General features: G+C 54.1%; 8 protein-coding genes. 6 read left to right on the top strand and 2 right to left on the bottom strand.

Annotation, left to right across the window (positions count from 1 at the left end; genetic code table 11):
• Nucleotides 1-32 precede the first annotated feature (32 nt).
• On the top strand, nucleotides 33-2585 hold the full coding sequence (mrcA, locus tag ABVN44_RS16085; RefSeq protein ID WP_393954299.1) for a peptidoglycan glycosyltransferase/peptidoglycan DD-transpeptidase MrcA: 2553 nt from the start codon (nucleotides 33-35) through the stop codon (nucleotides 2583-2585).
• 95 nt (nucleotides 2586-2680) lie between these two features.
• Here the strand turns inward: mrcA and nudE are convergent, their stop codons facing one another.
• Entirely contained in the window at nucleotides 2681-3244 is a 564-nt protein-coding gene (gene nudE / locus ABVN44_RS16080; RefSeq protein WP_023176215.1) for an ADP compounds hydrolase NudE, read from the bottom strand.
• Between the two features lie 322 nt (nucleotides 3245-3566).
• Here nudE and igaA point away from each other — a divergent pair, with 322 nt between their 5' ends.
• From igaA to hslO, 4 genes are all read left to right on the top strand, one after another.
• A complete protein-coding gene (igaA, locus tag ABVN44_RS16075) occupies nucleotides 3567-5699 on the top strand; it encodes an intracellular growth attenuator protein IgaA (RefSeq protein WP_000104092.1) in 2133 nt (710 codons plus the stop codon).
• A gap of 64 nt (nucleotides 5700-5763) precedes the next feature.
• Nucleotides 5764-6432, top strand: a complete 669-nt coding sequence (yrfG, locus tag ABVN44_RS16070) for a GMP/IMP nucleotidase (protein ID WP_023193854.1) — start codon at nucleotides 5764-5766, stop codon at nucleotides 6430-6432.
• Nucleotides 6433-6442: 10 nt separating this feature from the next.
• Nucleotides 6443-6844 carry a ribosome-associated heat shock protein Hsp15 gene (gene hslR, locus ABVN44_RS16065; protein ID WP_000660719.1) on the top strand — a complete coding sequence of 134 codons (402 nt, stop codon included), beginning with the start codon at nucleotides 6443-6445 and terminating at the stop codon, nucleotides 6842-6844.
• 24 nt (nucleotides 6845-6868) lie between these two features.
• Nucleotides 6869-7747, top strand: coding sequence for an Hsp33 family molecular chaperone HslO (hslO, locus tag ABVN44_RS16060; RefSeq protein WP_001673738.1), 879 nt, complete (start codon nucleotides 6869-6871; stop codon nucleotides 7745-7747).
• 110 nt (nucleotides 7748-7857) lie between these two features.
• Here hslO and ABVN44_RS16055 read toward each other — a convergent pair whose 3' ends face one another.
• Nucleotides 7858-9567, bottom strand: coding sequence for a DUF4153 domain-containing protein (locus tag ABVN44_RS16055; RefSeq protein ID WP_021294262.1), 1710 nt, complete (start codon nucleotides 9565-9567; stop codon nucleotides 7858-7860).
• Between the two features lie 379 nt (nucleotides 9568-9946).
• Here ABVN44_RS16055 and pckA point away from each other — a divergent pair, with 379 nt between their 5' ends.
• Nucleotides 9947-11566 (top strand): phosphoenolpyruvate carboxykinase (ATP), encoded by a 1620-nt coding sequence (gene pckA, locus ABVN44_RS16050; protein ID WP_001265689.1) that lies wholly within the window; start codon nucleotides 9947-9949, stop codon nucleotides 11564-11566.
• Nucleotides 11567-11639: the final 73 nt, after the last annotated feature.

Below are 11639 nucleotides of genomic sequence, written 5' to 3'. Positions count from 1 at the left end.
CTGCCCAAATGACACTAAATGGGAAATCTCCAGTGAAGTTCGTAAAGTATTTATTGATCCTTGCAGTATGTTGCATCCTGCTGGGAGCAGGCTCGATTTATGGCCTTTATCGCTATATTGAGCCACAGCTACCTGACGTCGCGACATTGAAAGATGTGCGTTTGCAAATTCCGATGCAGGTTTACAGCGCGGATGGCGAACTTATCGCGCAATATGGCGAAAAACGTCGTATTCCCGTTACGCTCGCTCAAATTCCGCCGGAAATGATCAACGCCTTTATCGCCACCGAAGATAGCCGCTTTTATGAGCATCACGGCATTGACCCGGTAGGTATTTTCCGTGCGGCCAGCGTCGCGCTCTTCTCCGGTCACGCATCGCAGGGAGCAAGTACCATTACCCAGCAACTGGCGCGAAACTTCTTCCTTAGCCCCGAACGCACGCTGATGCGCAAGATCAAGGAAGCGTTTCTGGCGATTCGTATTGAGCAGTTGCTGAATAAAAATGAGATCCTCGAACTCTATCTGAACAAGATCTATCTCGGCTACCGCGCCTATGGCGTTGGCGCGGCGGCACAGGTCTACTTTGGTAAGACGGTCGACCAGCTTAGTCTAAGCGAAATGGCGGTTATCGCCGGGCTACCTAAAGCGCCTTCTACCTTTAACCCGCTCTACTCGATGGATCGGGCGATAGCGCGCCGTAACGTAGTGCTTTCGCGAATGTTAAGCGAGGGATATATCACTCAGGCGCAGTACGATCAGGCCCGTAGCGAACCTATCGACGCAAATTATCACGCGCCGGAAATCGCCTTCTCCGCGCCTTATCTGTCGGAAATGGTGCGCCAGGAAATGTATAACCGTTATGGCGAAAGCGCTTACGAAGATGGTTATCGTATTTACACGACCATCACCCGCAAAGTGCAGCAGGCCGCGCAACAGGCGGTGCGTAATAACGTGCTGGACTATGACATGCGCCACGGTTATCGCGGCCCGGCGAATGTGCTATGGAAAGTGGGCGAAACAGCGTGGGACAGTAAAAAAATTACCGATACGTTGAAAGCGTTGCCGACCTACGGACCGCTGCTTCCCGCCGTGGTCACCAGCGCTAATCCGCAAGAGGCGACCGCTGCGCTTGCCGACGGTACGTCCGTTTCGCTACATATGGAAGGAATGCGTTGGGCGCGACCTTACCGCTCGGATACACAGCAGGGGCCGACGCCGCGTAAAGTTACCGATGTCGTCCAGACAGGTCAGCAAATCTGGGTTCGTCAGGTGGATAACGACTGGTGGCTGGCGCAGGTACCGGAAGTGAACTCCGCGCTGGTTTCGCTTAACCCGCAAACAGGCGCGGTACTGGCGCTGGTCGGCGGTTTCGATTTTAATCAGAGTAAATTTAACCGCGCGACGCAAGCTCTGCGTCAGGTGGGGTCGAACATCAAACCGTTCCTCTACACCGCCGCAATGGATAAAGGGCTAACGCTCGCCAGTATGCTCAACGATGTGCCGATTTCCCGCTGGGACGCCGGGGCCGGTTCAGACTGGCGTCCGAAAAACTCTCCGCCGCAGTACGCCGGACCGATTCGTTTACGCCAGGGGCTGGGGCAGTCGAAAAACGTGGTGATGGTACGCGCCATGCGCGCCATGGGCGTCGACTATGCGGCGGAATATCTGCAACGCTTCGGCTTCCCGGCGCAGAATATCGTGCATACCGAATCGCTGGCGCTGGGCTCCGCCTCCTTCACGCCGATGCAGGTTGCGCGCGGTTATGCGGTGATGGCGAACGGCGGTTTCCTGATCGACCCGTATTTCATCAGCAAGATTGAGAACGATCAGGGCGGCGTGATCTTCGAAGCGAAACCGAAAATCGCCTGCCCGGAGTGCGATATCCCGGTCATTTACGGCAATACGCAGAAATCCGACGTGCTGGAAAACACCAATGTGGAAGAGGTCGCGGTTTCGCAAGAGCAGCAAAACAGCGCCGTACCGATGCCTGAGCTGGAACAGGCAAACCAGGAGCTGGTCGCGCAAAACGGCACGCAGGAGTACGCGCCGCATGTGATCAATACACCGCTGGCGTTTCTGATTAAAAGCGCGTTGAACACCAATATCTTCGGCGAACCCGGCTGGATGGGTACCGGCTGGCGTGCGGCGCGTGACCTTAAACGTCGCGATATCGGCGGCAAAACCGGTACGACCAACAGCTCGAAAGACGCATGGTTCTCCGGCTATGGTCCTGGCGTCGTCACTTCCGTATGGATCGGCTTTGACGATCACCGCCGTGATTTAGGCCGCACTACCGCTTCCGGCGCGATCAAAGATCAAATCTCCGGCTATGAGGGCGGCGCGAAGAGCGCGCAACCTGCATGGGACACCTATATGAAAGCCGTACTGGAAGGCGTGCCGGAACAGCCGCTAACGCCGCCGCCGGGCATCGTCACGGTGAATATCGACCGCAGTACCGGACAACTGGCGAGCGGCGGTAACAGCCGTGAAGAGTATTTCATCGAAGGCACGCAGCCGACACAACAGGCGGTACACGAGGTGGGAACCACCATTATTGATAATGGTGAAACACACGAACTGTTCTGATCAAAAAAGGCGCTCCGGCGCCTTTTTTATTGTGTTTAGCGGATGACGGCGAACGGGGAGACAAACTTTCCGTTGGCTTGATCAACGCCGCGCCATCAGGCAATTCGGCCCTGCGCTTTCAACCACTCGCGTACCAGAAACAGCGCGCTGACGTTGCGGGCCTCGTTAAAATCGGGGTCTTCCAGCAGATCCATTAAATGCGCCAGCGGCCAGCGTACCTGCGGCAATGGCTCAGGCTCGTCGCCTTCCAGCGACTCCGGATAGAGATCTTCCGCCACCACGATATTCATTTTGCTGGAAAAATAAGAGGGCGCCATGCTGAGTTTTTTTAAGAAGGTCAGGTTATACGCGCCAAACCCGACCTCTTCTTTGAGCTCCCGGTTCGCCGCTTCAAAAACGGTCTCGCCCGGGTCGATCAATCCTTTCGAGAAGCCCAGCTCATAGGATTCGGTTCCCACCGCATACTCACGAATAAGAATCAGATGCTCATCAACGATCGGCACAATCATTACCGCCTCACGGGTTGATGGTCGCATACGTTCATACACGCGACGCACGCCGTTGCTGAACTCCAGATCCACGCTTTCTACGTTAAACAGTCGGGATTGTGCGACGGTTTCCACTTTCAGAATGGTGGGTTTTTGTAATGATTTGCTCATTGTGAGAATCTTTGCAGTGTAATCTGTGGTCATTGTGCGACATACCGCACGGTTTCGGCAATGCGAATTGCCGTTTATTTACATTTATGTAACGTAATAAAAATTAATTCTTATTTCAAATTAAAAGTCAATAGGTTGAAATAACTCCAGGAATTTGCTGATATTCCGTTTTTGGTGGTATTGCTATGATTTGCCTTCACTGGGATGCGCTTTACAATGCTCAAGTTCAACTCCACGCTTGCCGATAGCCAACCACAGAAAAATGTTTATTGGACAGGGTGCGACTGACCACGCCTGACAGACTTAGTAAGATGGGGAAAGCATGAGCACCATTCTGATTTTTATAGCTGCTTTGCTGGCCTGCTCTCTACTGGCAATATGGCGGTTCCGGGTAAAGTCCAGACGAGGGAGTTTACCGTGGATCAGCGCCTTTCAGGACGCGCAAACGCGTAAACTGTTGCCCGAAGAGCGCAGCGCGGTAGAAAACTATCTCGATAACCTTAGCCAGATCCAGCAAGTTCCGGGGCCGACAGGCGCCAGTGCTGCGCCCATCTCGCTGACGCTGAACGCGGAAAGCAACAGTGTCGTGATACTGACCCACTCCATCACCCGCTACGGCATTACCACTGACGATCCTAATAAATGGCGCTACTACCTCGACTCCGTCGAAGTCCATCTGCCGCCTTTCTGGGAACAGTACATCAATGATGAAAACAACGTTGAGCTGATCCTCACGGATACGCTGCCGCTGGTGATCTCTTTAAACGGCCATACGCTGCAAGAGTATATGCAGGAGTCGCGCGGCTACGCGCTACAGAATACGGCCTCTACGCAGGCGTCGATTCGCGGCGAAGAGAGCGAGCAGATTGAGCTGTTGAATATCCGTCAGGAGACCCACGAAGAATATGCGCTCAGCCGCCCGGCTGGCTTGCGCGAAGCGTTGTTAATCGTCGCCTCCTTTTTGTTATTCTTTTTCTGTCTGATAACGCCAGACGTTTTTGTACCGTGGATGATAGGCGGCGCTATCCTGCTGCTGGCAGCCGGACTTTGGGGACTTTTTGCGCCGCCGTCGAAAAGTGCGCTGCGGGAAATTCACTGTCTGCGGGGAACGCCCCGCCGCTGGGGACTGTTTGGGGAGAATAATCAGGAGCAGATTAACAATATTTCGCTGGGCATCATCGACCTTATTTACCCTGCCCACTGGCAACCCTACATTACGCAGGATCTTGGGCAACAAACGGATATTGATATTTACCTTGATCGCCATGTCGCGCGCCAGGGCCGGTTTTTATCCCTGCATGATGAAGTGAAAAACTTCCCGTTGCAGCACTGGTTACGCAGCACTGTTATTGCTATCGGTTCGCTGCTGGTGTTGTTTATGCTGCTGTTCTGGATCCCGCTGGATATGCCAATCAAGTTCACGCTATCGTGGATGAAAGGCGCGCAAACCATTGAAGCGACAACGGTAAAACAGCTTGAAAAAGCTGGCGTGCGGGTGGGCGATACGCTGCACCTGAGCGGTAAAGGAATGTGTAATATTCATTCCGGCGCGACCTGGAGCGGCCAGTCTAACTCACCGTTTATGCCGTTCGATTGCTCGCAAATCATCTGGAATGACGCGCCTGCGTTACCGCTACCGGAATCAGACCTGGTGAATAAAGCGATGGCGCTAAGCCAGGCGGTAAATCGTCAGCTCCATCCAAAACCCGAAGACGACTCGCGCGTCAGCGCATCTTTACGCTCCGCGATCCAAAAATCGGGCATGGTATTATTAGATGACTTTGGCGATATTGTTCTGAAAACCGCTGATTTGTGCGCGGCGGAAGACGAGTGCGTGCGTCTGAAAAATGCGCTGGTTAATCTCGGTAACAGTAAGGACTGGAACGCGCTGGTGAAACGCGCGAACGCTGGCAAACTGGACGGCGTCAACGTGCTGCTACGCCCCGTAAGCGCAGAGTCGCTGGAAAATCTGGTCACGACCTCAACGGCGCCGTTTATTTCTCGCGAGACCGCGCGTGCCGCCCAGTCGCTGAATAGCCCCGCTCCCGGCGGATTCCTGATCGCCAGCGATGAAGGTAGCGAACTGGTTGATCAGGCCTGGCCGTCAACGCCGCTGTATGACTATCCCGCGCAGGAACAGTGGAGCGCCTTCCAGCGTCTGGCGCAAACGCTCATGCAGACGCCATTTAGCGCCGAGGGCATTGTCACCAGCGTGTATACCGATGCCAACGGCACGCAGCATATCAGCCTGCATCGTATCCCCGATAAATCCGGCTGGTGGCGTTACCTCGGCACCACGCTGCTGATGCTGGCAATGATAGTGAGCGCGGTCTACAACGGCATTCAGGCGTTCAGGCGTTATCAACGCCACCGTACCCGTATGGCGGACATCCAGGAATACTATGAAAGCTGCCTCAATCCCAGGTTAACCGTCTCTCCGGAAAATCTCATCTGATAGCGCCGCCGTGCGACAGGGTATGCTACCCTGTCGCGCAAATTGCGTTACCCTGGAGTTCCCCATGCATATTGATATTGACTGGCAAAACGTGGATACCGTTTTGCTGGATATGGACGGCACGCTGCTCGATCTCGCGTTCGATAACTATTTCTGGCAAAAGCTGGTACCGGAAACCTACGGCGCGCAGCAGGGTATTTCGCCGCAGGACGCGCAGGAATATATTCGCCAGCAGTATCATGCCGTACAGCATACGCTAAACTGGTACTGTCTGGATTACTGGAGCGAGCGTCTGGGTCTGGATATTTGCGCCATGACGACGGCGCAAGGGCCGCGCGCCGTTTTGCGCGACGATACCGTACCGTTTCTGAATGCGTTAAAAGCCAGCGGAAAACGTCGGATTCTGCTCACCAATGCGCATCCACATAACCTGGCGGTGAAGCTGGAGCATACCGGTCTGGCCTCACACCTTGATTTATTACTTTCCACCCACACATTTGGTTATCCCAAAGAGGATCAGCGGTTATGGCGCGCTGTCACTGAGGAAACGGGAATAAGCGCAGAGAAAACGCTGTTTATCGATGACAGCGAACCGATTCTCGACGCCGCCGCCCGGTTTGGTATTCGCTACTGTCTTGGCGTGACGAATCCCGATTCCGGCCTGGCGGAAAAGCAATATACGCGCCATCCGTCCCTGAACGATTACCGCCGTCTGATCCCCTCGCTGAAGTGAAGGAGACGCCATGAAAGAAAAGTCCTCCGTTGAGGTCAGACTGGATAAATGGCTGTGGGCCGCGCGTTTTTATAAAACCCGCGCGCTGGCCCGCGAGATGATTGAAGGCGGTAAGGTGCATTACAACGGCCAGCGCAGTAAGCCGAGCAAAATCGTCGAGCTGAACGCAACCCTTACCCTGCGTCAGGGAAATGACGAACGGACGGTGATCGTTAAAGCCATCACCGAACAGCGCCGTCCGGCCAGCGAAGCCGCCGCTCTGTATGAAGAGACGGCGGAAAGCGTGGAAAAACGCGAAAAAATGGCGCAGGCGCGCAAGCTTAACGCCCTGACCATGCCGCATCCGGACAGGCGACCGGACAAGAAAGAGCGCCGCGACCTGTTACGATTTAAACACGGCGACAGCGAATAACTGTCACCCGCAAGAGAGATGATTATGCCGCAACATGACCAATTACATCGTTATCTGTTTGAAAACTTTGCCGTTCGCGGCGAGCTGGTGACCGTTTCGGAAACCTTGCAACAGATCCTCGACAATCATACCTACCCGCAGCCGGTGAAAACCGTACTGGCCGAACTGCTGGTCGCCACTAGCCTGCTGACCGCGACGCTGAAGTTTGCCGGTGACATTACGGTACAGCTCCAGGGCGACGGGCCGTTAAGCCTGGCGGTGATCAATGGCAATAATCAGCAGCAGATGCGCGGCGTGGCTCGCGTTCAGGGCGATATCCCTGACAATGCGGATCTCAAAACGCTGGTTGGCAACGGCTATCTGGTGATCACCATTACGCCGGAAGAGGGTGAACGCTATCAGGGCGTGGTGGGTCTGGAAGGCGATACTCTGGCGGCGTGCCTGGAAGATTACTTCCTGCGCTCCGAGCAGTTGCCGACGCGCCTGTTTATCCGTACCGGCGATGTCGACGGTAAACCGGCGGCAGGTGGAATGTTGCTTCAGGTGATGCCGGCACAGAACGCGCAGGCGGAGGATTTCGACCATCTGGCTATGTTGACGGAAACCATTAAAAGCGAAGAGCTGCTGACGTTACCGGCAAATGACGTGCTGTGGCGTTTGTATCACGAAGAAGAAGTCACGCTCTACGATCCGCAAAATGTTGAATTCAAATGCACCTGTTCACGCGAACGTTGCGCGGGCGCGCTGAAAACATTGCCGGATGAAGAAGTGGACAGCATTCTGGCGGAAGAAGGCGAAATCGATATGCACTGCGATTACTGCGGCAATCATTACCTGTTCAATGCGATGGATATCGCGGAGATCCGTAACAACGCCTCTCCTGCCGATCCACAGGTTCATTAATCGCCTCGTAGTCGGCAACGTCATTGCCTGATGGCGCTGCGCTTATCTGGCCTACAGCATCCCGCTCCGTAGGCCGGATAAGGCATTTATGCCGCCATCCGGCAAAAAGCTTACTCGTTGTAGTAATCCACATCCAACCGCTTACCATCAACAATGATATCGCGCCAGGCTTTGGGGGCTGAGTCTAACTGATGCCCGGCAATCGCGTGCAACAGTTGCGTCTTAGAAAACCCGTCCGGCAATCGGGCGAACGCTTTCTGCGTCCATTTCCCCTCTTTTAAGCCGTAGACCTGGCTCTCGGCAACAATAAAGTTATACAGCACCTGCTCAGGCTGACCGTCACCGTTAAGATCCTGACTCACCAGCACGCAGGCATCCGGTTCAAGGCAGGAATCGTCCGAATAACTCTGCTCTTTGACAAACGCCCAAAATGCGGCATCCGGCTTCTGGCTACCGGGTGCAATCATCACCACCCGCGCTAAATCGTCCGCCGTCGGAGCGACCTTATTTCTCTGCAAAAACGTCATCAGTTCACGATTGCGCTTTCTGTTCTGCGTAAACGCCTCGTCATCCCGCAACGATTTCAGCGCTTCCTGGCCAGGTTTGCCGCTGTGATCCAGCATATACAGGCTGATCTGATCCGCAGTAATTTTACCGCTATGGTAACGCGCCATATGGCTGTTGACGCTAATACGCCAGACATCAAGTACAGGCGAGGCCAGCAACAGCAATATCACCAGCGTCAGCAAAGAGACGCTCAGTATCACCTTGCCTTGCCACTCACCAGGGTCGCGTCCGCGGCGTAACAGACCGATTAGATAACCGAAGGACCATACCAGCAAGACAGACACCGTCAGCGCGCCATACAAACGATCCGGCGTCCAGCCGTATTGCTGAATGCGTACCCATAGCGCCCAGCCCGCCAGCAGCATATATATCGGGGCAACGCACAGCGAGGCGCTAATCAAACCGCGTAATACGCGCGGATAGGGTAATACGCGCTTTTGCGGTTCGTTGACAATCGCCACGAGGAGCAGCAGCATCAGCGTCAGCGTGGATAGCAGCCCCGCAGCGGAAACACGCGCAGAAATCGCCTCCAGTCCGGTAAAGGGTAACGTCACAATAAACAGCAATGCCAGCAGCGACACCACCGGCAGTAACCCCGTCGCGATCAGCGTCAGCAGCTTTTGCACCGCCGCCACAAGGCGCGACTGCGTGCGGGCGAGAATGACCGCCAGCGCCGTAATCAGGCCGATGGTCACATAAATAAAGGCTTCAGTTTCAAAGAAAAGGGTGCTGAAAAAGCGGATGCCCACCAGCCTGAATAGCGCGCTCCAGAGCAGAAGCACCAGCCAGAACAGTCCGTTAGCGACCAGGACGATAAACAATGTCAGTACGTTATGCCATAACCGCAGATAAAACTGGGGATAACGCGCCGAACCGGTTTGCGAATGTAACTGATATTGCATCCAGGGTAATACCAGCATCGCCATCAACACAAGCCGGAGACCATACAGCCAGAGGAGCTCGGCCAGGCGCCATTTCTCCACCGCCTCAACCTGCCATTTCAGCCAGCCGCTCATTGCCAGCACGACCACAAAGATCAGCCCCAGCCAGCCCCACAGCGCGCGCTGTTTAAAAGAGACCACGGTAAGCAATAGCATTGACGACAACGCTATCGTCGCAGGCATACCATAGAACAGCCAGTCGCTATTTTGTGGTACCAGCCAGGCCATCAGCAGGTAGCACAAGACGCCCTGCAGCAAACCGGTGAGCAACATCCCCCAGCGAGTAGTACGTGAAAGCGCTACACTTTCCATGTCGTTATCCAGAATGATGAGAAAGCCGCATTATTGCATCATCTGTTCACCGCCAGGCGTCGTCATGCATAATTCAGAAAAAAACGCAGAGAGGTGAATCGATATTGTTAATGTTGGTGTTACGTAACTTTCCTACATGAATGCGATTACAGTCACATTATGTCGGTCAAAAACACTTCCTTTTAACGTTTTCAGAACATTTTCCACAACAAAAGTAGGTTTCCTGCCATAATAACCGCCGCTGCGTGACAGGAGTCACAGTGTTTTTCGTCAATCGTGATTTTGTCCAGATACGTAAATCTATGAGCCTTGTCGCGGTTAACCAACCTCAAAAAACCTTACTATTTTCGGTAATATATATTGGCTAAGGAGCAGTGATATGCGCGTTAACAATTTAACCCCGCAAGATCTCAAGGCTTATGGTATCAACGACGTCCAGGATATCGTTTACAATCCCAGCTACGACACCCTTTATCAGGAAGAACTTAATCCTGGTCTGGAAGGCTATGAGCGTGGCGTGTTAACTAACCTGGGCGCTGTTGCCGTTGATACCGGTATTTTTACCGGTCGTTCGCCTAAGGATAAGTATATTGTTCGCGACGACACCACGCGTGATACGCTGTGGTGGTCCGATAAGGGTAAAGGTAAAAACGATAATAAGCCGCTTTCCCAGGAAACCTGGCAACACCTGAAAGGTCTGGTGACGCATCAGCTTTCTGGTAAACGCTTATTCATTGTTGATGCGTTCTGCGGCGCAAATGCCGATACGCGTCTTTCCGTGCGCTTTATTACGGAAGTCGCCTGGCAGGCCCACTTCGTTAAAAATATGTTCATTCGCCCAACGGACGAAGAGCTGGTAGGCTTCAAACCTGACTTTATTGTCATGAACGGCGCGAAGTGCACCAACCCGCAGTGGAAAGAGCAAGGACTGAACTCGGAAAACTTCGTGGCGTTCAACCTGACTGAACGTATTCAGCTTATTGGCGGCACCTGGTACGGCGGCGAAATGAAAAAAGGGATGTTCTCGGTAATGAACTACCTGCTGCCGCTCAAAGGTATCGCCTCAATGCACTGTTCCGCCAACGTGGGTGAAAAAGGCGATGTCGCGGTCTTCTTCGGCCTTTCCGGTACCGGAAAAACCACTCTGTCCACCGACCCGAAACGTCGTCTGATTGGCGATGATGAGCACGGTTGGGATGACGACGGCGTGTTCAATTTTGAAGGCGGCTGCTACGCCAAAACCATCAAACTGTCGAAAGAAGCGGAGCCAGAAATTTATCATGCGATTCGCCGTGATGCGCTGCTGGAAAACGTCACCGTGCGCGAAGACGGCACCGTTGATTTCGACGATGGTTCCAAAACCGAAAACACCCGCGTCTCTTACCCGATCTATCATATCGATAACATCGTTAAGCCCGTGTCCAAAGCAGGTCACGCCACCAAAGTTATCTTCCTGACGGCGGACGCCTTCGGCGTGTTGCCGCCGGTTTCCCGTTTAACCGCTAACCAGACGCAGTACCACTTCCTGTCAGGTTTCACCGCTAAACTGGCCGGCACCGAACGCGGCGTCACCGAACCGACCCCCACCTTCTCCGCCTGCTTCGGCGCCGCGTTCCTGACGCTGCACCCGACGCAGTATGCTGAGGTGCTGGTGAAACGTATGCAGGCAGCAGGCGCGCAGGCTTATCTGGTTAACACCGGCTGGAATGGCACCGGCAAACGTATCTCCATCAAAGATACGCGCGCAATTATCGACGCCATTCTGAACGGTTCTCTTGATAACGCGGAAACCTTCCGTCTGCCGCTGTTCGATCTGGCGATCCCGACTGAACTGCCAGGCGTGGATACCCACATTCTCGACCCGCGTAACACCTACGCGTCGCCGGAACAATGGCAGGAAAAAGCCACCGCGCTGGCGAAACTGTTCATTGAGAACTTCGAGAAGTATACGGATACCCCGGCAGGCGAAGCGCTGGTTAGCGCCGGACCGAAGCTGTAAGGAACAGGCCGGATGGCGGCTTTGAATTGCGTCATCCGGCGTTAAGAAGAAAGGGAGGGTAATACCTCCCTTT

Origin of the sequence: Salmonella sp. SJTUF15570 (assembly GCF_043357055.1) — a bacterium.
Taxonomy (GTDB): domain Bacteria; phylum Pseudomonadota; class Gammaproteobacteria; order Enterobacterales; family Enterobacteriaceae; genus Salmonella; species Salmonella enterica.
Note: the sequence above shows the minus strand (reverse complement) of the source record. Positions and strands in the feature narration are given on the sequence as shown.

Bases quoted from the DNA above. Each gene is read 5' to 3' on its own strand.
- nudE (WP_023176215.1), bottom strand. From the start codon at position 3,244: ATGAGCAAATCATTACAAAAACCCACCATTCTGAAAGTGGAAACCGTC.
- igaA (WP_000104092.1), top strand. From the start codon at position 3,567: ATGAGCACCATTCTGATTTTTATAGCTGCTTTGCTGGCCTGCTCTCTA.
- yrfG (WP_023193854.1), top strand. From the start codon at position 5,764: ATGCATATTGATATTGACTGGCAAAACGTGGATACCGTTTTGCTGGAT.
- hslR (WP_000660719.1), top strand. From the start codon at position 6,443: ATGAAAGAAAAGTCCTCCGTTGAGGTCAGACTGGATAAATGGCTGTGG.
- hslO (WP_001673738.1), top strand. From the start codon at position 6,869: ATGCCGCAACATGACCAATTACATCGTTATCTGTTTGAAAACTTTGCC.
- ABVN44_RS16055 (WP_021294262.1), bottom strand. From the start codon at position 9,567: ATGGAAAGTGTAGCGCTTTCACGTACTACTCGCTGGGGGATGTTGCTC.
- pckA (WP_001265689.1), top strand. From the start codon at position 9,947: ATGCGCGTTAACAATTTAACCCCGCAAGATCTCAAGGCTTATGGTATC.